This is a genomic window from Nocardioides sp. 1609, from assembly GCF_004522105.1.
Taxonomy (GTDB): Bacteria; Actinomycetota; Actinomycetes; order Propionibacteriales; family Nocardioidaceae; genus Nocardioides.
Genome location: NZ_SPUJ01000001.1, coordinates 549,170 through 569,412, shown reverse-complemented (window position 1 = coordinate 569,412; position 20,243 = coordinate 549,170). Strand labels below are relative to the sequence as shown.

General features: G+C 73.8%; 21 protein-coding genes. 13 read left to right on the top strand and 8 right to left on the bottom strand.

The window, feature by feature from the left end; translation table 11 throughout:
- Positions 1-234 precede the first annotated feature (234 nt).
- Genes valS through E4623_RS02570 form a run of 3 tightly spaced genes read right to left on the bottom strand, consistent with a single transcriptional unit; the run spans position 235 to position 4,144 of the window.
- Positions 235-2,862 carry a valine--tRNA ligase gene (gene valS / locus E4623_RS02580; RefSeq protein WP_134764933.1) on the bottom strand — a complete coding sequence of 876 codons (2,628 nt, stop codon included), beginning with the start codon at positions 2,860-2,862 and terminating at the stop codon, positions 235-237.
- 56 nt (positions 2,863-2,918) lie between these two features.
- A complete protein-coding gene (locus E4623_RS02575; RefSeq protein ID WP_134764932.1) occupies positions 2,919-3,578 on the bottom strand; it encodes a hypothetical protein in 660 nt (219 codons plus the stop codon).
- Positions 3,575-4,144, bottom strand: a complete 570-nt coding sequence (locus tag E4623_RS02570) for a SigE family RNA polymerase sigma factor (RefSeq protein WP_134764931.1) — start codon at positions 4,142-4,144, stop codon at positions 3,575-3,577. Before E4623_RS02570 ends, E4623_RS02575 begins: the two co-directional genes overlap by 4 nt.
- A 143-nt stretch (positions 4,145-4,287) precedes the next feature.
- Between E4623_RS02570 and E4623_RS02565 the strand changes: the two genes are divergently transcribed.
- Both E4623_RS02565 and E4623_RS02560 read left to right on the top strand, forming a co-directional pair.
- A complete protein-coding gene (locus E4623_RS02565; protein WP_134764930.1) occupies positions 4,288-5,661 on the top strand; it encodes a folylpolyglutamate synthase/dihydrofolate synthase family protein in 1,374 nt (457 codons plus the stop codon).
- A complete protein-coding gene (locus E4623_RS02560; RefSeq protein ID WP_245154803.1) occupies positions 5,658-6,032 on the top strand; it encodes a DUF4233 domain-containing protein in 375 nt (124 codons plus the stop codon). Before E4623_RS02565 ends, E4623_RS02560 begins: the two co-directional genes overlap by 4 nt.
- A 3-nt stretch (positions 6,033-6,035) precedes the next feature.
- On the opposite strand, the gene E4623_RS23100 is transcribed toward E4623_RS02560, so the two are convergent.
- Both E4623_RS23100 and E4623_RS02555 read right to left on the bottom strand, forming a co-directional pair.
- Positions 6,036-6,335: a hypothetical protein gene (locus tag E4623_RS23100; protein WP_245154801.1), complete on the bottom strand. Its 300-nt coding sequence runs from the start codon at positions 6,333-6,335 to the stop codon at positions 6,036-6,038.
- A 9-nt stretch (positions 6,336-6,344) separates the two neighbouring features.
- Positions 6,345-7,370, bottom strand: a complete 1,026-nt coding sequence (locus E4623_RS02555; protein ID WP_245154800.1) for a PLP-dependent aminotransferase family protein — start codon at positions 7,368-7,370, stop codon at positions 6,345-6,347.
- Between the two features lie 70 nt (positions 7,371-7,440).
- On the opposite strand from E4623_RS02555, the gene E4623_RS02550 reads away from it, so the two are divergent.
- The 11 genes from E4623_RS02550 to E4623_RS02500 all read left to right on the top strand — a co-directional run bounded on the left by E4623_RS02550 (position 7,441) and on the right by E4623_RS02500 (position 18,708).
- The gene (locus tag E4623_RS02550) at positions 7,441-8,148 is read left to right on the top strand and encodes a pyridoxamine 5'-phosphate oxidase family protein (protein ID WP_245154798.1); all 708 of its coding nucleotides are present in this window, start codon (positions 7,441-7,443) and stop codon (positions 8,146-8,148) included.
- Positions 8,149-8,282: 134 nt separating this feature from the next.
- Complete coding sequence (ndk, locus tag E4623_RS02545; RefSeq protein WP_134764929.1) at positions 8,283-8,693, top strand: nucleoside-diphosphate kinase; 411 nt, start codon at positions 8,283-8,285, stop codon at positions 8,691-8,693.
- Between the two features lie 243 nt (positions 8,694-8,936).
- Complete coding sequence (locus E4623_RS02540; protein ID WP_134764928.1) at positions 8,937-9,968, top strand: rod shape-determining protein; 1,032 nt, start codon at positions 8,937-8,939, stop codon at positions 9,966-9,968.
- On the top strand, positions 9,965-10,894 hold the full coding sequence (gene mreC, locus E4623_RS02535; RefSeq protein WP_134764927.1) for a rod shape-determining protein MreC: 930 nt from the start codon (positions 9,965-9,967) through the stop codon (positions 10,892-10,894). Before E4623_RS02540 ends, mreC begins: the two co-directional genes overlap by 4 nt.
- Positions 10,891-11,409 (top strand): rod shape-determining protein MreD, encoded by a 519-nt coding sequence (gene mreD / locus E4623_RS02530; RefSeq protein ID WP_134764926.1) that lies wholly within the window; start codon positions 10,891-10,893, stop codon positions 11,407-11,409. Before mreC ends, mreD begins: the two co-directional genes overlap by 4 nt.
- Positions 11,406-13,541 (top strand): penicillin-binding protein 2, encoded by a 2,136-nt coding sequence (gene mrdA, locus E4623_RS02525; RefSeq protein WP_134764925.1) that lies wholly within the window; start codon positions 11,406-11,408, stop codon positions 13,539-13,541. The genes mreD and mrdA overlap by 4 nt, the downstream gene beginning before the upstream one ends.
- Before the next feature lie 10 nt (positions 13,542-13,551).
- Entirely contained in the window at positions 13,552-14,715 is a 1,164-nt protein-coding gene (rodA, locus tag E4623_RS02520; protein ID WP_134764924.1) for a rod shape-determining protein RodA, read from the top strand.
- A 79-nt stretch (positions 14,716-14,794) separates the two neighbouring features.
- Entirely contained in the window at positions 14,795-15,343 is a 549-nt protein-coding gene (locus tag E4623_RS02515; protein ID WP_134764923.1) for a hypothetical protein, read from the top strand.
- Positions 15,344-15,431: 88 nt separating this feature from the next.
- Positions 15,432-16,193, top strand: coding sequence for a YcnI family protein (locus tag E4623_RS02510; RefSeq protein ID WP_134764922.1), 762 nt, complete (start codon positions 15,432-15,434; stop codon positions 16,191-16,193).
- Positions 16,190-17,851, top strand: coding sequence for a copper resistance protein CopC (locus E4623_RS02505; RefSeq protein WP_134764921.1), 1,662 nt, complete (start codon positions 16,190-16,192; stop codon positions 17,849-17,851). Before E4623_RS02510 ends, E4623_RS02505 begins: the two co-directional genes overlap by 4 nt.
- Entirely contained in the window at positions 17,851-18,708 is an 858-nt protein-coding gene (locus E4623_RS02500) for a hypothetical protein (RefSeq protein ID WP_134764920.1), read from the top strand. The genes E4623_RS02505 and E4623_RS02500 overlap by 1 nt, the downstream gene beginning before the upstream one ends.
- An 8-nt stretch (positions 18,709-18,716) precedes the next feature.
- Here the strand turns inward: E4623_RS02500 and E4623_RS02495 are convergent, their stop codons facing one another.
- The 3 genes from E4623_RS02495 to E4623_RS02485 form a co-directional block, all read right to left on the bottom strand.
- Positions 18,717-19,073, bottom strand: a complete 357-nt coding sequence (locus tag E4623_RS02495) for a VOC family protein (protein WP_134764919.1) — start codon at positions 19,071-19,073, stop codon at positions 18,717-18,719.
- Between the two features lie 58 nt (positions 19,074-19,131).
- Complete coding sequence (locus E4623_RS02490) at positions 19,132-19,539, bottom strand: hypothetical protein (RefSeq protein ID WP_134764918.1); 408 nt, start codon at positions 19,537-19,539, stop codon at positions 19,132-19,134.
- Positions 19,540-19,606: 67 nt separating this feature from the next.
- On the bottom strand, positions 19,607-20,170 hold the full coding sequence (locus E4623_RS02485; RefSeq protein ID WP_134764917.1) for a DUF664 domain-containing protein: 564 nt from the start codon (positions 20,168-20,170) through the stop codon (positions 19,607-19,609).
- Positions 20,171-20,243: the final 73 nt, after the last annotated feature.

Genomic DNA, 20,243 nt, shown 5'->3' with positions numbered 1-20,243 from the left:
CTGGCGTCGTCGGTGCTCGAGCGAGCGGCAGCCGAGGAACGAGGCCGCGACCCGCGGGCCGATACCCCCGGCCCACCGAGGCCATCGTCAGCACACACCCGCACGACATAGATCGACCCGTCACCTATGGGTGACGGGTCGACCTAGACACCGCGCTGACCCGTCACCTATGGGTGACGGGTCGGCCCAGACATCACGCTGACCCGTCACCTATAGGTGACGGGTCAGCGTTGGTCAGGACTCGGTGGGGGTGGGGGCGGGGGCGAGCTCCGCGGAGACCGCGATCTCGGTGGCGGACTCGTCGGTGGTGAGGACCAGGTCGCCGGTGATCCGGCCGACGGCGCGCAGGTCGGCCTCGGCCCTGCGGACGGCGTCGACGGCGTCGGCGGGGCCGGTGACCTCGACCCGCGACAGGGGCGCCTTCATGCCGACCTTGGCCTGCGACTTCGCGCCGCGGATGCCGCCCAGGGCGGCGGCGACGGCGTCGACCATGGCGGGGTCGGACGCGGCAGCGGAGCCGAGCTCGGTCGCGACCGGCCAGGCGGCGCGGTGGATCGAGCCCTCCTGCCACCACGACCAGACCTCCTCGGTCACGTAGGGCAGGAACGGCGCCAGCAGCCGCAGCTGCACCTGCAGCGCGAGGGAGAGCGTGGCGCGGGCCGACTCGCGGGCGGTCGACTCCTCCTCGGCGTACGCACGCTCCTTGACCAGCTCGAGGTAGTCGTCGCAGAACTCCCAGAAGAAGCGCTCGCTGACCTCGAGGGCCGTGGTGTAGTCGTAGGCGTCGAACGCGTCGGTGGCCCGGTCGATGACCCGGGCGAGCCGCCCGAGCAGCGCGCAGTCGATCGGCTCGACGACCCGCACGGGGTCGAGCGAGCTCGCGCCGACGTTGCCGAGCACGAACTTGGAGGCGTTGAGGACCTTCATGGCCAACCGGCGGCCGACCTTCATCTGCGTCTCGTCGAACGGCGAGTCGAGGCCCGGGCGGGCCATCGCGGCACGCCAGCGGACGGCGTCCGCGCCGAACTTGTCGAGCACCTCGGTCGGGACGACGACGTTGCCCTTGGACTTCGACATCTTCTTGCGGTCGGGATCGAGGATGAAGCCCGAGACCATGGCGTGCGACCACGGGGCGGCGTGGTTCTCGAAGTGGGCGCGCACGACCCGGGCGAAGAGCCAGGTGCGGATGATGTCGTGGGCCTGCGTGCAGAGGTCCATCGGGAAGACCCGCTCGAACAGGTCGGGGTCCTCCTCCCAGCCGCCGGCGATCTGCGGGGTCAGCGACGAGGTCGCCCAGGTGTCCATGACGTCGGGGTCGCCGAGGAACCCGCCCGCCTGGCCGCGCTGTGCCTCGTCGTAGCCGCGGGGGGCGTCGGTGGACGGGTCGACCGGCAGCTCGGCCTCGCTCGGGACCAGCGGGTGCGCGTAGTCGGGCTCGCCCTGGTCGTCGAGGGGGTACCAGACGGGGAACGGGATGCCGAAGAACCGCTGCCGCGAGATGAGCCAGTCGCCGTTGAGGCCGCCGACCCAGTTGTCGAAGCGGCTCTGCATGTGCGGCGGCAGCCACTGGATCTCGGTGCCGCGGTCGATCATCTCGGTGCGCAGCGCGGTGTCGCGGCCGCCGTTGGTGATGTACCACTGGCGGGTGGCGACGATCTCGAGCGGCTTGTCGCCCTTCTCGAAGAAGTTCGTCATCCGCTGGGTCGGCCGGGGCTCGCCGTCGAGGTCGCCGCTCGCGCGCAGGGCGGCGACGACGGCCTCGCGGGCCGAGAACACGGTCTTGCCCTGCAGCTCGGCGTACGCCGCCGCGGCGGTCTCGCTCGCGAGCCACTCCGGCGTCTCGCGCAGGAAGCGGCCGTCGCGACCGATGACGGTGCGCACCGGCAGCTGCAGCTCGCGCCACCACGTGACGTCGGTGAGGTCGCCGAACGTGCAGCACATCGCGATGCCGGCGCCCTTGTCGATCTCGGCGGCCGGGTGCGCGAGCACCGGGACCTCGACGCCGAAGACCGGCGAGGTGACCGTGGTGCCGAACAGCGGTTGGTAGCGCTCGTCGTCGGGGTGCGCGATCAGCGCGACGACGGACGGGATCAGCTCGGGGCGGGTCGTCTCGACGTGGAGCGGCTGGCCGTCGGGCCGGTGGAAGGCGACCCGGTGGTAGGCGCCGGCGTACTCGCGCGACTCGAGCTCGGCCTGTGCGACGGCGGTCTGGAAGGTGACGTCCCAGAGGGTCGGCGCCTCCTGGAGGTAGGCCTCACCGCGGGCGAAGTTGCGCAGGAACGCGCGCTGGCTGGCCACCTGGGCCTTCCGCCCGATGGTCGTGTAGTGCTGCTTCCAGTCGACGGACAGGCCGAGCGTGCGCCACAGCGACTCGAAGACCTGCTCGTCCTGCTCGACGAGCTCGGAGCAGAGCGCGATGAAGTTGGGCCGGCTGATCGGCACCTGCTTCTTCGGGTCCGGCTTCTCCGGCGGCGTGAAGTCGGCGTCGAAGGGCAGCGTGGGGTCGCAGCGGACGCCGTAGTAGTTCTGCACGCGGCGCTCGGTCGGCAGACCGTTGTCGTCCCAGCCCATCGGGTAGAAGACGGACTTGCCGCGCATCCGCTGGTAGCGCGCGACCAGGTCGGTGTGGGTGTAGGAGAAGACGTGCCCGACGTGCAGGCTGCCGCTCACCGTCGGCGGCGGGGTGTCGATCGAGTAGACGTTCTCGCGCGGCTGGGTGCGGTCGAAGGCGTAGGTGTCGTCGGCCTTCCACTGGTCGGCCCACTTCGTCTCGAGGCCCTCGAGAGCGGGCTTGTCGGGTACGACGAGCGCACGCTCGGGCGCGCTCGTCGTGTCCGTGGCCTGCTCGATGATCTCGGTCATGACCGAAATTCTAGGGCGGGTGCGTGGCCGCCGACGCATCGGCGCAGGTGGGAGGCTCAGGAGTGCGAGCCGAGCGCCTCGGTGGCCAGGGCGAGGATGGCCTCGACCTGACGGTCCGCCCCGGCGACCGGGACGGCCCCGCAGGCGGTGACGCTGGCGCCGATCGTCGCCGTCCCGCCGTTCCCGTCACCCACGACGAGGGCCCAGGCCGAGGGCTGGACCAGCATGGTGGCGCACTCGGGCGCCAGCTGCTCCAGGCGCGGGAGCGCCTCGATGTCGGCGACCAGCGCGGTGGCCTCCTCGCCGACGACCACCGCGCCCATCGCCTTCTCGCCGAGGTCCGCGCCCCCACCGACGCTCGACGTGGCGGGGCACAGGCGCGCCCAGGCCGCGTCGTCCGGGAGGTCGCCGGGCCGGAGCGCGTCGACGACCACCGGCGCGTCGGGGCACGGCTGCGGGGCCGGGACGGCCGGCTCCTCGGGCGCGGGGTCGTCGGCCACCTGCTGGCGCCCCGGGGCGTCACCGCCGTCGAGGGCGAGCGGGACGGCGACGCCGACGCCCACCACCGCGACGGCGGCGAGGGCGACCAGGGCGCGGTTGCGCCGGGTCACGGCGCGGGCGCGCTCGGTGACGGCGGTGGTGCGGGCCGCGGCCGCGAGGTCGGGCTGGTCGGGGGCGGTGCTGTCGAGCAGGTCCTTGAGATGACGGTCGGTCATGACGGGTCTCCTTCGAGCGGTTCGGACAGGTGGCCGCGCAGGGCGGGGGAGGAGCGCAGGCCGGACGTCGCGCGGGAGGCCTGGCTCTTGACGGTGCCGACGGACACGCCGAGCGCATCGGCGGTCTGCTGCTCGGTGAGGTCGTCGAAGTAGCGCAGCACCAGCACCGCGCGCTGCCCGCGGGGCAGGTCGGCGAGGGCGGTGAGGACGTCGTGCCGGGTCGCGGCCCGGGCGGCGACGTCCGGCTGGTCGGGACGGTCGGGGCGGTCGGGGAGCTGCCCGGTCGGTCGCTCGCCGTTCCAACGACGGCGCCACCAGTCGGTGTAGGTCGAGACGAGCGCGCGGCGCACGTAGGCCTCGGCGCCCTGGTGCCGCGTGATGGTGTCCCACTTGCGCCAGGTCTTCACCAGCGCGGTCTGCAGCAGGTCCTCGGCCTTCTGGGCGTCGCCGGTCAGCAGGAACGCGCTGCGCCACAGCGCCGTGGACCGGGCGGCGACGAAGTCCTCGAACGAGGCCCCGGTCCCGTGCTGCGGGCTCGTGGCGGTCTCACTCACTCCGGTGTCCATGTCTCACCCCTTCACCCTCCACGACGAGGCGGCCCGGCGCGAGGGTTGTCACCGCGCCCGAGGTTTCTGCGCTGGTCGGCGCGACGGCGGGCCGACTCGGCGTTGGGACCGGGCGCGGGGCGACGGCCTAGACTCGGCGTGACATGAGTGAGACCCCGGACGTACCTGACGCACCCCGCCTGGCCCAGAGCTTCGAGGAGGTCGAGGACGCGCTGCTGTCGCGCTGGCCCGAGTCGAAGCTGGAGCCCTCGCTCGACCGGATCCGGGCCTTCACCGAGATCCTGGGCGACCCCCAGACGTCGTACCGCTCGGTGCACCTGACCGGCACCAACGGCAAGACGTCCACCGCGCGGATGATCGACACCCTGCTGCGGGCGCTCGACCTGCGCACCGGCCGGTTCACCTCCCCGCACGTGGAGCGGATGACCGAGCGGATCAGCATCGACGGCGAGCACCTCGACGACGAGGCGTTCGTGCGGGCGTTCAACGACGTCGCGCCGTACACGCACCTCGTCGACGCCGACCAGCCGCACCCGCTGAGCTTCTTCGAGACCGTCGTGGCGATGGCCTACGCCGCCTTCGCCGACGCCCCGGTCGACGTCGCGGTGGTCGAGGTCGGCATGGGTGGGGCGTGGGACGCCACCAACGTGATCGACGCCGACGTCGCGGTGCTGCTGCCGATCGCCGTCGACCACGCGCGCTACCTCGGTGACACGCCGGCCTCGATCGCGCAGGAGAAGGTCGGCATCATCAAGCCGGGCTCCGTGGTGGTCTCGGCCGCGCAGGAGCCGGACGTCGCCGCCGTGATCGCCGAGCGGGCCGCCGAGGTGGGCGCGAGCGTGCTGCGCGAGGGCATCGACTTCGGGGTCGCCGCGCGCTCCGCGGCCGTCGGCGGGCAGGTCGTCTCCCTCCAGGGGATCCGGGCCCGCTACGACGACGTCTTCATCCCGCTGTTCGGGGCGCACCAGGCCCAGAACGCCGCCGTGGCGCTCGCCGCCGTGGAGGCGTTCGGGGGCGACCAGGCCCTCGACGACGACATCGTGCGTGCCGCCTTCGCCGAGGTCAGCTCGCCCGGCCGGCTCGAGGTCATCCGCCGCAGCCCGACCGTGATCCTCGACGCCGCCCACAACCCGCACGGCGCCGAGGCCACCGCCGCGGCGCTCGAGGACTCCTTCCAGCTCGACCCGATCATCGGCGTCATCGGCGTGATGAACGACAAGGACGCCGAGGCGCTGCTCGCCGCGTTCGAGCCGCACCTGGCCCACGTCGTCTGCACGCAGAGCTCGACCGAGCGGGCGCTCGCGGCCGCCGACCTCGGCAAGGTCGCGATCGAGGTGTTCGGCGAGGACCGGGTCACCGTCGAGCCGCGGCTGGCCGAGGCCATCGAGCAGGCCGCGACGCTCGCCGAGGCCGGTGAGGTGCTGAGCAGCTCGCTGAGCTCCGGCGCCGTCCTGGTCACGGGGTCGGTCATCACCGTCGGGGAGGCCCGCGCGCTCCTGAAGGGACGGACGGCGTGAGCGAGCGCACCCGCTCGCCGCGGCGCGGCATGTGTGCCGCCGTCCTGTCGCTCGAGGCGATCACCCTCGGGCTGAGCACGCCGGTGATGATCACCGTCGCCGGCGTCGCGCCCGGCACCGCGCTGCCGATCGGGATCGGCCTGACCGTCGCCTCCCTGCTCGTGGCCGGGATGCTCCGCCAGGAGTGGGGCTACGCGCTGGGGTGGGCGATCCAGGTGGCCGCCGTCGGCCTCGGGTTCCTGGTCACGACGATGTTCTTCCTGGGCGGGCTGTTCGGCCTGCTCTGGGCGACGGCGTACTTCCTGGGTGTGAAGATCGAGCGCGAGCGCGCGGCGGCGTACGCCGCGTTCGACGCCCAGCAGGGCACCTGACCCTCAGCCGCCGTCGAGGCCGCGGCGCAGCGCCGCCAGCGCCCGGTCGAGCTCGGCGTCGGTGACACCGCCGAAGCCGACGACCAGGCCGGTCAGCCCCGAGCCTCGGGTGTAGTCGGTGAGCAGCGGGACGTCGAAGCCGGCCCGCCGCGCCGCGTCCCGGGCGGACAGCGCGCGGTCCTGGTCGATCAGCCAGGTCGAGTACATGCCGGCGCTCGGTCCCGCCGGCGTCGCGCACGGCGCGAGCACCTCGGCCACCCGGGGGGCGCGCTCGGCGTAGACCCGCCGGGCGGAGCGGACCACCTTGTCGACCTACCCGTCGCGCAGCAGGGCGACGAACGCCCGCTGGACCGGCCAGGACACGCCGTCGTGCCGAGCGCTGCGCCGGCGGCAGACGGCGTCGAGCAGGTCGGGCGGCGGGACCATCCAGCCCAGGCGGAGGCTCGGCGCGACCGACTTGGACGCCGTCCCGACGTAGGCGACGCGGCGCCGGTCGAGCGCGGCCAGGGCCGGCACCGGGGCGACGTCGTAGCGGAACTCGGAGTCGTAGTCGTCCTCCACGACGACCGTGCCGGCGGCGCGCGCCGAGGCGAGCAGGGTGAGCCGGTCGGGAGCCGGCATCACCAGGCCGAGCGGGTGCTGGTGGGCGGGCGTCACGTAGGCGGCGGCGCTGCCGCCCAGGTCGGTGACCGGGCGCCCGGCCGGGAGGTCGACGACGTCGCGACCCGCGGAGCGCACCGTCTCGACCGCCGCGCGGTAGCCGGGGTCCTCGAGCGCGACCGAGCCGGGCGGCAGGACGTCGAGCAGGTGGCGCAGCCCGTCGGTGGTGCCGCCGGTGACCAGCACCTCCTCGGGGTCGACGCGCAGGCCGCGGGTGCGACCGATCCGCTCGGCGAGGGCGGCACGCAGCTCGGTCAGGCCGCGGGCGTCGTCGTACCCGCGCGGTGGGGTGGCCGCGGACACCTCGCGCCACGCCCGCCGCCAGCCGGCGCCGTGCCGCGGGTCGATCCAGGGCGTGCCGGCGTCGAGGCGGACCAGGGGCGGCTCGGCCGGGGTGAGGCGTCGCGGGGGAGCCGTCGCGGTCGCGTGGCCGGCCGTGGCGACGTACGTGCCCGACCCTCGGCGGGTGTCCAGCCAGCCCTCGGCGAGCAGCTGGTCGTAGGCCTGCTCGGCGACCGATCGCGAGACGCCGAGGTCGGCGGCGAGGGCCCGGGAGCTCGGCAGCCGGGCGCCGCGGGGCAGGACGCCGTCGACGACCAGGTCCCGCACCCCGGCGGAGAGCTGGCGGTGCAGCGGGTCGGCGGCCGTGCGGTCGAGGACGACGGGGAGGTTCGGCACGCGAGTGTCCTGTTCGACTGGTCGGGAAGTGGCCCGTTCGTGCAGGCCACTTCGGTGTCACCCTAGAGCCGTGAGCACGCCCCCGTCATCGTCCCCGTCATCGTCCCCGTCATCGCCGCTGTCCCCGACCGAGCGCACGACCGTCCGCCGCGGCAGCAACCGCGCGCTGGCCGACCGCGCCGAGATGTTCGCCCTGCTGGACGACGCCCTCGTCGCGCACGTCGGCGTCAACGTCGGCGACCACCCCGTGGTGCTGCCGGTCGCGTTCGCGGTCGACCCGGACGGCCCGGACGACGACGGCACGCTCTACATCCACGGCTCGGTCGCGGCCCGGTGGCTGACCGGGGCCGGCTCGACGACGATCTGCGTGACCGTGACCGAGCTCGACGGGCTGGTCGCCGCCCGGTCGGGGTTCCACCACTCGATGAACTACCGCTCGGTCGTCGTCATCGGGCCGGCCCGGATCGTCCGGGACCCCGACGAGAAGGCGCACGCCCTCGCCCTCACGGTCGACCACATGGTGCCGGGCCGCTCCGCCACGCTGCGGGCGAACACCCGCAAGGAGCTGGCCGCCACCTCGGTGCTCGCGGTCCCGCTCCGCGAGGCCTCGATGAAGAAGCGCGCTGAGGGTCCCGTCGACGACCCCGAGGACGTCGAGGCCGGCGTCTGGGGCGGCGTCATCCCGCTGCGCCGGGTCTCCTCCGGCCCGGTCTCCGGCGACGACTCCCACGACGACGTCCCGGCCGACGTCGTCGCCCGCGCCGCCTCGTTCGCCTAGCGAGCCCGGTTCGACGGGATCCGGTTCGACGGGGATCCGGTCCGACGGGGATCCGGTTCGACCGGGATCCGGTTCGACCGGGATCCGGATCACCGCGTCATCGCGCCCCACGACGGAGCACTACGCTGCCCGGTATGACGCAGCGCACCCTCGTCCTCCTCAAGCCCGACACCGTCCGCCGCGGACTGGTCGGGGAGGTCCTGTCGCGGTTCGAGGCCAAGGGGCTGACGATCGTCGCGATGGAGCACCGTGCCATCGACGGCGAGATAGCCGACCAGCACTACGCCGAGCACGTCGAGCGTGACTTCTACCCGCCGCTGCGCACCTTCGCGACCAGTGGCCCGCTCGTCTCGCTCGTGCTCGAGGGCGACGAGGCGATCGACGTCGTCCGTGCGATCAACGGCGCCACCGACGGCCGCAAGGCCGCGCCCGGCACGATCCGCGGCGACCTGTCGCTCTCGAACCGCGAGAACCTCGTGCACGCCTCCGACTCACCCGAGTCGGCCGAGCGCGAGATCGCGCTCTGGTTCCCCGCCCTGGGCTGAGGGGTGCTGCCGTGACGGCCGGCGACCCGGGCCGCGGCGTCCCGACGAGGAGCGCGGCGACCGCCCGGACGCGCCACCCGACGACCTGACCGGTCCCGCCGACGGTCGACCGGTTCGCGACACACCCCACGCGCCTCCGGCGTCACACCCGTCCCACTGCTTACGCTCGCTACCGGGTACGGCGTCCGTGCGCGCGTCATGCCTCCTTCCCCGGATCGCGCACGAGCAGTGAGGCGTGCGCGCATGGCGAACAGCATCATCGGCCGCGACATGGCCGTCGATCTCGGCACCGCCAACACGCTGGTCTACGTCCGGCGCAAGGGCGTGGTCCTCGACGAGCCGAGCGTGGTCGCCCTCAACGACACGACCGGCGAGGTGCTGGCGGTGGGCCACGAGGCCAAGCGGATGGTCGGGCGCACGCCCGACAACATCACCGCGCTGCGGCCGCTCAAGGACGGCGTCATCGCCGACTTCGACGCGACCGAGCAGATGCTGCGCCACTTTATCCAGCAGGTGCACCGCCGCCGCTACTTCGCCAAGCCCCGCATGGTCATCTGCGTGCCGTCCGGCATCACCGCCGTCGAGCAGCGTGCCGTCAAGGAGGCCGGTTACCAGGCCGGCGCCCGCCGGGTCTACATCGTCGAGGAGCCGATGGCCGCCGCGATCGGCGCCGGCCTGCCCGTGCACCAGCCGACCGGCAACATGGTCGTCGACGTCGGCGGCGGCACCACCGAGGTCGCGGTGATCTCGCTCGGCGGGATCGTCACCAGCCTCTCCATCCGAACCGCCGGCGACGAGATCGACCAGGCGATCGTGAGCTGGATGAAGAAGGAGCACTCCCTGATGCTGGGGGAGCGCACCGCCGAGGAGGTCAAGATGACCCTCGGGTCGGCGTTCCCCGCGACCGACGAGCCGGTCGCCGAGGTCCGCGGACGCGACCTGGTCAGCGGCCTGCCCCGCACCATCGAGGTCAGTGCGACCCAGATCCGGCACGCGATCGAGGAGCCGCTGCACGCGATCGTCGACGCCGTCCGCGTGACCCTCGACCAGACCCCGCCCGAGCTGGCCGGCGACATCATGGACCGCGGCATCGTGCTCACCGGTGGCGGCGCGATGCTCCGCGGCCTCGACGAGCGGCTGCGCCACGAGACCGGGATGCCGGTCCACGTCGCGGAGAAGCCGCTGCTCTCGGTCGCGCTCGGTGCCGGTCGCTGCGTCGAGGAGTTCGAGGCGCTGCAGCAGGTGCTCGTGGCCGACAACCGGCGGCACCGATGAAGCCCTTCCCCCAGCGCCGCTACGGCCTGGCCCGCAACGAGGGCGGCGAGCCCGGCAAGGGGACGCCGCCGCGCTCCCTCGTCCTCGCGCTCGTCCTGGCCTGCGCGAGCCTGATGGTCCTCGACCAGAGCGGCTCGGTGCTCGACCCGGCCCGCCGCGCCGTCGGCGAGGTCGTCGGACCCGCGCAGTCCTTCACCGCCGGCGCCGTCCGCCCGTTCGTCGAGCTGCCCGAGTGGTTCGAGGACAAGGACCAGATGCGCGGCGAGCTCGCCTCGCTCGAGGCCGAGAACGACCAGCTGCGCTCGCAGGTCCGCACCACCGACCTCGACCGCAACCGGCTCGCCGAGTTCGAGGGCCTCACCGCCGCTGCCACCGACCTCGGCACCGCGCTGGTGCCGGCCCGCGTCATCGGCATCGGCGCCTCCCAGTCCTTCTCGGCCACCGTCACCATCGACGCCGGCTCCAGCTCGGGCATCACCCCCGACCTCACCGTCCTCAACAACGACGGCCTGGTGGGCCGCGTCCTGCGCGTCACCAGCACCACCGCGACCGTCCTGCTCGTCGTCGACCCCGACTCCGCCGTCGGCGCCCGGGTCGCGGCCGACATGGAGCTGGGCTTCCTCACCGGCCGCGGCGACCTCGGCGACGAGGCCCGGCTCGACCTGGAGCTCGTCGACCAGACCGTCGTCCCGCGCGAGAGGGACGTCGTGGTGACGTGGGGGAGCCGCAACGGCGACAGCCCCTACCTCGCCGGGATCCCGGTCGGCGAGGTCGTCTCGGTCTACAACAGCGTCCGCGAGACCAGCCAGCGCGCGGTGATCGACCCGTTCGTGGACTTCGCCGCGCTCGACCTCGTCGGGGTCGCGGTGCCGTCGGGCACCCGCAGCGACCGCGCCGTCGTCGAGGCGGACGGGAGCCTGCGATGACCGGCCTCTCCTCGGTGCGCGTCGCCTTCGTCGCGCTCGCGGCGGCCGTCGCCCTCGTGCTGCAGACCACCGTCTTCCCGCACCTGGCCTGGCACGGCGTCGGGCCGAACGTCGTCCTGCTCGTCGTCGTCGCGGCGGGGCTCGCCCGCGGCGCGCACTTCGGGATGGTCCTCGGCTTCGGCGCCGGTCTGCTGCTCGACCTCGCGCCGCCCGCCGACCACGCCGCCGGTCGCTGGGCGCTGGCCCTGCTCGTGGTCGGGCACGTCGCGGGCCGGGTCCGCCAGGACGCGCCTGCCGGGGTGGGCGGTGCGCTCGCCGCCGTCGCCGCCTGCTCGTTCCTCGGCTCCTCGCTGTTCACGCTGACCGGGCTGCTGCTGGACCCGGGCGCCGGGGTGCCGGACCTGCTCGAGGTCGTGCTGGCCGGGGTCGTGTGGGACCTGGTCCTCGCGGCCTTCGTGGTCCCGGTCGTGATGCGCGGCCTGACCCGGCTCGACCCCGCGGCGCTCGCCACATGAGCGCCGCCACGTCCTCCGCGACCCGCAGCCGGCTGCGGCTGATCGTCATCCAGGCGCTGGTCTTCTCGCTGTTCGCGACGCTGCTGGTGCGGCTCTACTACCTGCAGGTCGTCAGCGGCGCCGAGTACCAGGGCCGCGCCGCCGCCCAGTCGGTGCGCGAGATCGTCGTCCAGCCGACGCGCGGCCTGATCGTCGACGACCAGGGCCGACCCCTGGTCACCAACCGCCTGACGTGGGTCGTCTCGCTCGACCGCACCGTGCTCGACAAGCTCGACGAGAAGGACCGCCGGACCCTGGTGAGGCGGGTGGGCAAGGTGATCGACGTCAGGCCGGGCCGGATCGAGAAGAAGCTGGTCACCTGCGGCGCCGAGGGCTCCGAGCCGGGTGTGTGCTGGAACGGCTCGCCGTACCAGCCGGTGCCCGTCGCCGAGGACCTCGCCCAGCGCAAGGCCCAGCAGCTGCGCGAGCAGCCCGAGGACTACCCGGGCGTGGTCGTCGACCAGCAGACCGTGCGCGCCTACCCGAAGCCCTTCGGGATCAACGCCGCCCACCTGCTCGGCTACCTCAGCCCGATCACCGAGGAGGAGCTCGACACCGCCGAGGGCAACGGCGACCGGTCGGTCAACGGGGCGTCGGTCGTCGGCCGCGCGGGCATCGAGCAGCAGTACGACCAGTGGCTGCGGGGCATGCCCGGCTACGACCAGGTCGAGGTCGACTCGATGGGTCGCGTGATGGGCGACGAGGAGCGGGTCGAGGCCCAGCCGGGCGACACCCTGGTCACCTCGATCGACGCGAAGGTCCAGAGCATCGTCGAGCAGCAGCTGCACGAGACGATCACCACCGCCCGCGCCACCCGCGACACCGTCACCGGTCGCAACTACGTCGCCGACGCGGGCGCCGCGATCGTGCTCGAGGCCGACACCGGCCGGGTCGTCGCCGCGGCCAGCCAGCCGACGTACGACCCGTCGGTCTGGGTCGGCGGCATCACCAAGAAGCAGCTCGCGGAGCTCTACTCCGAGGAGGCCGGCACCCCGCTGCTCAGCCGGGCCACGCAGGGCCAGTACGCCCCGGGCTCGACGTGGAAGCCGTTCATGACCGCCGGCGCGCTCACGCACGGCTACGACGAGGACACCCGGCTCAACTGCTCCTCGTCGCTGGCCGTCGGCAACCGCGACTTCAAGAACTACGAGTCCGGCGCCTACGGCTACATCTCCTTCGCCGAGGCCCTCGAGGTCTCGTGCAACACGTTCTTCTACCGGGTCGGCCTCGACTACTGGCAGCGCTACGGCTCCGACGTCGACGACGTCGACGCGCAGGACCCGCTGGTCGAGGAGGCGAAGAAGTTCGGCTTCGGCCAGGAGACCGGCATCGACCTCCCCGGCGAGGCGTCCGGCCGGATCGCGGACCGCCGCTGGAAGCGCTCCTACTACCAGTCGATGAAGGAGTACTACTGCGGGATCGCCGACGAGCCCCAGGACGACGACACCTCCGACTTCGTCTACACCTTCGCCCGTGAGTTCTGCATCGAGGGCTTCGCCTACCGCGCCGGCGACGCGGTGAACTTCGCGATCGGGCAGGGCGACACCATCGTCACCCCGCTCCAGCTCGCGCGGGCCTACGGTGCGATCGCCAACGGCGGGACGCTCTACGAGCCGCGGGTCGCGCGGGCCGTCGTCGCCGCCGACGGCACCGTGGTGCGCGACGTCAAGCCGCGCGTGGCCGGCACCGTCGACCTCCCCGACCACGTGATCGGCTACATCGACGACGCCCTCAAGGGGGTCACCCGCCAGGGCACGATGGCGTGGCGGATGACCGGCTTCCCGCTCGACGAGGTCGAGATCCGCTCGAAGACCGGCTCCGCGGAGGTCTACGGCAAGCAGTCGACCTCGTGGGTCGCGTCGTACTCCGACGACTACGTCGTGGTGATGATGGTCAGCCAGGGCGGCACCGGCTCGGGCACCTCGGGCCCGGCGGTCCGCAAGATCTGGGAGGCGCTGTACGGCGTCCGGGAGGACCGGGTCGTGCCCGACAAGGCCGCCGTGCCCGGCACGACGCTGCCGCGCGACCTGCCGGTCTTCCAGGACGACGGCTCGATCCTGCCGCCCGCCATCCGCACCGACGACGACCAGTGAGGGGCCACCTGTGAAGACCGTGCCCGGCCTCGACCGGCTGCTGCTCCTCGCCGTCGTCGCGCTCAGCGTGATCGGCTGCGTCCTGGTCTGGTCGGCGACCAGCGCGCGTGCCGACCTCACCGGCGGCGACCCGCGCGCCTACCTGCAGAAGCAGATCATCAACGTCGCCATCGGGCTCGGCCTGCTGGTCGTCGTCCTGATGACCGACCACCGGTGGGTGCGGATCGTCGCGCCGCTGGTCTACCTCGCCTCGATCGGCGGCCTGGTGCTGGTGCTGACGATGGGGTCGGTCGTCAACGGGTCGAAGTCCTGGTTGATGGTCGGCGGGATGTCGATCCAGCCGTCGGAGTTCGCCAAGCTCGCCGTCGTCATCGGCATGGCCCTCGTCGTGGCCGAGCGCTCGGAGGGACGCCGGCGCGGGCGGATCGGCCTGGGCGACGTCGTCCTGCTGCTGCTCATCGCCGGGGTGCCGGCCGTGCTGATCCTGCTCCAGCCCGACCTCGGCACCATGCTGGTGCTCTCGGCGACCGTCTTCGGCGTGCTCGCCGCGATGGGCACGCCGCGGCGCTGGCTCGCGCTGCTCGGTGCCGGCGGGGTCGCCGGCGTCGTCGCCGCGGTCACGGCCGGGGTCCTCGAGGACTACCAGGTCGACCGCTTCCTCGCCTTCATCGACCCCGACCTCGACCCGCGCGGAGCCGGCTACAACGTCGAGCAGGCCCGGATCGCCGTCGGCAACGGAGGGATGTTCGGCCAGGGCCTCTTCAACGGCTCGCAGACCCGGTCCGGGTTCGTCCCCGAGCAGCACACCGACTTCGTCTTCACCGTGGCCGGCGAGGAGCTCGGCCTGGTCGGGGCCGGCCTGCTCATCGCGCTGCTCGGCATCGTGCTGTGGCGCGCGCTGCGGATCGCCCAGCGCACCGACGACGTCTTCGGCCGGGTCGCCGCCGCCGGGATCGCCTGCTGGTTCGGGTTCCAGGCCTTCCAGAACATCGGCATGTGCCTCGGGATCATGCCCGTCACCGGCGTCCCGCTGCCCTTCGTCTCGTACGGCGGCAGCTCGATGTTCGCCTCGATGCTCGCCGTCGGCCTGCTCCTCAACATCTCCCGGCGGACCGCCGAGGCACCCGCGGCCCGGCTCCAGCCGACCTCGCGGGCGCTCGTCCCTGCCCGGTGACCCGCGCCCGCGCGTCCCGGAGCGTCGCAGGTTTCGGCCCGGCGCAGCGCCGCCGCGTCCGAACGGGCAGAATGAGCGGGTGCTGACGGTCCGAGTCCTGCCGCGCGAGGGTGTCACCCTCCGCGCCGCGGCGACGACCGTCGAGGTGACCGGCGTCCTGGCCCTGGGCCACCTGTGGGCCGGCGGCACGCTGCCCTCGGCCGCCTGGGTCGTCGCGATGTCCGTCGTCGTCCTCGGCGCCGGGCTCCTGGTGCTGCGCGGGCGCATCCGCCCGCTGGTCGCCGTCCCGGTGCTGGTCGCCGCGCAACTGCTGCTGCACGCCTGGATCACGGCGCTCACCCCGACCGCGATGTCGGGGGGCGACCCCCTGCACCACCACGTCCACGCCGTGCTCGACCCGCGGATGCTCGCCGTGCACGCCGCCGGGGGTCTCGTCACCGCCCTGGCCTGGGAGCTGCGGGCGCGCGCGGTCGAGGTCGTGGTCAGCTGGACCCGTCAGCAGCTGCCGCCGCTCCCGTCGCTGCGCCTGGCGCCCGCGCCGGTGCCGGCCCCGGTCGCGCTGCTCACCCGCTTCGTCGTCTCGGCCGCGCCCCGGCGCGGCCCACCGGTGGTCCCCGCCCCCGCCTGACCTCCGCCGACTCGTCGACGGACGGTCCGGTGAGTACGCCCGACCATCCTCCGCAGCGATCGCTGCACCCCTCGACGAAGGAACCACCATGACCACCCGACGCATGCTCGCGCGCCTCGGCGCCACCGCCGCCGGCACCTCCGTTCTCGCCCTGGGCCTCGTGGCCCCGGCCTCCGCCCACGTCACCGTGACGCCGTCCGACACCGCCGCCGGCGCCTACACCGTGCTGACCTTCAGCGTCGGCCACGGCTGCGAGGGCTCCCCGACGACGTCGATCGCGATCCAGATCCCCGAGGGGATCAACGCCGCGACCCCGACCCGCAACGACTACTACGACGTCGAGAAGACCGTCGAGAAGCTCGACCCGCCGGTGACCGACTCGCACGGCAACGAGCTCACCGAGCGGGTCTCGACGGTGACCTACACGGCGAGGACGCCGCTGCCCGACGGCTACCGCGACACCTTCGAGGTGCAGGTGCAGCTGCCCGAGGACGCCGAGGGCCAGGCCCTGGCGTTCCCGACGATCCAGACGTGCGAGAAGGGCGAGACGCCCTGGACCGAGATCGCCGCCGAGGGCCAGTCCGAGGACGACCTCGAGAGCCCGGCCCCGGCGTTCGAGGTGACCGCCGCCGGCGCCGACGCGCACGGTGCGGGCGAGGAGACGGCCGAGCCGGCCGAGGAGACCGCCGCGGAGACCTCGAGCGACACCGAGGCGTCCGCCGAGCCGGCGTCCGAGGCGTCGGACGACGACTCCGGCAACGGGCTCGCGATCGCCGGCCTGGTCGCCGGCATCGCCGGCATCCTCGTCGGTGGCTTCGCGCTCCTGCGCGGTCGCACCACCTCCGCGTGAGTCGAGGACCGGTCCCGCGGCTCCTCGGAGCCGCGGGGCTGGTGCTCGCCGTCCTCCTGCTGGTCGTGGGGGCGGCGGCACCGGCCTCCGCCCACGCCACGCTCGTCAGCAGCGACCCCACCGAGGGTGAGGTGCTGGCGAGCACGCCCGACGTCGTCACGTTCACCTTCGACGAGGCGGTGTCGCTGCCGGCCGACGGCGTCCTGGTCTTCGACGCCGCCGGTGACCCCGTCGCCGCCGACGCCTCGAGCAGCGACAAGGAGATCGTCGCCGACCTGCCCGACACCCTCGACGACGGCACGTACGTCGTGGTGTGGCGGGCGATCTCGGCCGACGGCCACCCGATCGCGGGGTCGCTGACGTTCTCGATCGGAGCGGCCAGCGCCGAGGTCGCGGCGCCGAAGGTGCCGGAGGCCGACCCCGGCCAGGTCCGCACGGCGCTGAGCGTCGTCCAGGGCCTCGGGTACGTCGGCCTGCTGACCGCCGCGGGCCTCGTGCTGTTCCTGGCGTGGGCCCTCGGCGGCGTCCGGGTCGACGACGCCGTCCGCCGGCGGCTCGAGACGGTGCTCTGGTCCGCCGCCGGCGTCGCCGTCCTCGCCGGCACCGCGGCCGTCCCGCTCGCCGGCGCCTACCAGCAGGGGCTCGCGCTGAACCAGCTCGGGGAGTCCACGGCCGTCGACCTCGAGTTCGTCGGCGACGACCTCCTGGTCCTGGCCCTCCAGGCCGTGGGGCTGCTGGTCGCCATCACCTGCCTCGGGACCACCCGGACCCGGCGGCGGGTCGCTGTCCTCGCCGCCGCGGTCGCGGCCCTGTCGCCCGCGCTGGTCGGGCACTCGCGCGCCATCGAGCCGGTGTGGCTGGTCACCACGACCGACCTGCTGCACCTCGCGGCCGGCTCCGCCTGGCTGGGGGGCCTGGCGGGCCTGGCCCTCACGCTGCGCTCGCTCAGCGGGCGCGAGCGCGACGCCGCCCTCGTGCTGAGCCGGTTCTCCACCGTGGCCGCGGGGTCGCTGGGCCTGCTCGCGGTGACCGGCGCGCTGATGGGCTGGCGGATCCTCGGCGGGTGGGGCCCGCTGTTCGAGACGACGTACGGGCGGCTCCTGCTCGTCAAGGTGGCCATCGCCGCCGTCGTCGGCCTCGTCGCCGGCTACAACCGCTTCCGGCTCCTCCCGGCGGCGACGGGCGGCATCGGCCACTCCGCCCGCCGCGGGGCCGTGCTGCGGGTGGGCGGCGCCGTCCGCGTCGAGACGGCGCTGATCGTCGTCCTGCTGGGGGTGACCGGGTTCCTCACGAACCAGTCGCCCCGCGAGGACGCGCCGACCCGCGCACCGGTGGCCTCGCGCGTCGAGGTCGGCGTGCTCGCCGACGCGAAGGTGCTCGCCACGATGGTCCCGGGCACCCGCGGGCCCAACACGGTCACCGTGCAGGTGCAGGACCAGGCCGGCGACCCGGTCGACGGGTTCGCGGAGCCCTCGGTCGCCATCCGCTCGGCCGACGGCAGCGTCGACCTCGGCGAGCAGCCGGTGCTGCCGGTCGCCGCGGGCACCTACGTCGTGGAGACGGTGGTCCCGTCGGCCGGCACGTGGGAGGTGCAGGTCAGCCTGCGCGCCAGCGAGTTCGAGAACCCGGTCACGACTGTCACGTTCGAGGTGGGCTGATGAGGAAGACATGGCCAGGACGCGCCCTCGCGGCGCTGGTGCTGCTGCTGGCGGTGGCCGGCTGCTCCGACGACCCGGAGGTCGAGGAGGGCCGCCAGGTGCTCTCCCCGGCCGGGGACGGCCAGCAGCACACCCACACGACGCTCCTCGGGGACGGCACCACGGCCGACGCCGGCGGGTACCGCCTCGCCGACCTGCAGTTCCCCGACGTGTCCCGCGAACCCGGCGACCTGACCTTCCGGATCCTCGACTCCCGGGGCGGGGCGGTCACCGACTACGTCGAGGAGCAGACCAAGCTCCTGCACCTCTACGTCGTGCGCGACGACCTGACCGACTTCCGGCACCTGCACCCCGTGCTCGAGGACGACGGCACGTGGCGCGCGCGGGTCGACGTCGCCGACCCCGGGGAGTACCGGGTGGTGGCGGAGTTCCTGCCGGCGGCGCAGGAGGACGGCAGCCACGTCGTCCTCGGGGTGCGGGCCCTCGTCGAGGGCACGTCCCCGCCGACCGGCGAGGCTCCGGGCAGCACCGCCTCGGACGGGGTGGTGACCATCGCCGGTCCGGAGACGCTGGCGGCGGGGGTGGACTCGCAGTTCGAGATGACCGTCAGCGACGGCGCGTCCGGGGTGCTGAACCTCGGGACCTACCTCGGCTCCTACGCCCACCTCACCGGCTTCGACGTCGAGACCGGCGCCTTCGTGCACGCCCACCCGATCGGGGCACCGACGACCACCGACGCCGGCAGCGACCTGACCTTCCACACCTCGTTCGACGTCGCCGGCACCTACCGGCTCTTCGTGCAGGTGCGGGTCGACGGGTTCGTGCACACGGTGCCGCTGACCACGACGGTCGCCTGAGCCGCCGATCAGCCCAGGCAGAGGCAGAACGGGTGCCCGGCCGGGTCGAGGAAGACCCGGAAGGTCGTGCCGGGCTGGTGCTCGTGCCTCGTCGCGCCGAGCTCGACGACGGCCTGCTCGGCCACGTCGAGGTCGTCGACCACGACGTCGAGGTGGCTCTGCTGCGGCACCTCCTGGGTCGGCCAGGTCGGGCGGCGGTAGTCCTCGACCTGCTGGAAGCACAGGCACGCGCCGTAGTCGGCCCGGACCTCGAACCACTCGCCCTCGTCGCGCACCTCCCAGTCGAGCAGGGCGCCGTAGAACCGGGCGAGGAGACCGGCGTCCGGGCAGTCGAGGACGGTGGTCGGGAAGCGTGCGATGGCCATGGCCGCAGGCTAGGACCGAACCCGGACGGACGGCGTCCTCGGAACGCGCAGGTGGGCCTCAGGGGTTGCGGCGGACCCGGATCGTCGGGCTCACGTCGGCCTTGCAGCCGGGCTTCGGGCCGACCTTGGCGAAGAAGCGGCCCTCCGTGCCGGTGTTGCCGGTCGACCAGACCCAGCTCGAGCCCTCGAGGCCGGTGGTGTCGGAGGCCCACAGGTGCGGCTCGCCGTCGACGAGCTTGAAGACCTTCACGGTGCGGTCGGCCGCGCAGAGCGCCGGGCGCGCGCTCTTGACCACGCCCGACATGTCGGTGCCCTCCGCGGTGATGGTCACGGTGACGGCGGCGCGCGCCGGTGCCGCCTGCGCCGGTGCTGCCTGGGCGGAGGTGCCGGCGCCTGCCGCGGCGAGCGCGACCCCGCCGGTCACGAGTGCGGCGGCGACGGCCTGGGTGATGATCGATGACTTCACGGATGCCTTCCCGGGGACGTGTCTCGCCCCTTCGGGAGGAGGAGCGCCGAGATCGCCGCGGGATACGTCAGCGGCCCGGTGGGACCCAGCCGGGGTCGGGGTCCTCACCGGTGCGGCCGTCGACGGCCTCGCGGAGCAGGTCGGCGTGGCCGGTGTGGCGCCCGTACTCCTCGAGGAGGTCGCACAGCAGCCGCCGCAGCGACGCGTGGTGGCCCTCGCCGTCGCTCGCGTGCACGAGCTGGTCGGGGCCGCCGTCCCGCAGCGCCGCCGCGAACCGCTCCCGCGAGCGGGCGACCGCGCCGTCGTACAGCGCGTGGAGGACGGCGGGGGTGTCGTCGGCCGCGCTGGTGAGCTCCCAGTCGTTGCTCCCGTCCCACCCGGTGCTCGCCCACGGCTCGCCGAGCGGCTCCCCGCGCAGCTTCACCGTGGAGTGGAAGTCCTCGGCGGCGGCGAGGTGCTTGAGCAGCCCGCCCAGCGTGAGCGACGAGGCGCCGACCGTCGTGGCCAGGCCGGCCGCGTCGAGGCCGTCGGCCTTCCAGCGGAACGTCGCCCGCATGCGGTCGATCGCGCCGACCAGGTGCTCTGCCTCGGTGCCGGCCAGGGGCGGCTCCCACGGGGGAGGGGTCGTCATGGCGCGACGCTACGGCGCCACGCGGACGGAATCCGTCCGCGAGGCGGCGCGGTGGGCGACGTCCGGGCACACC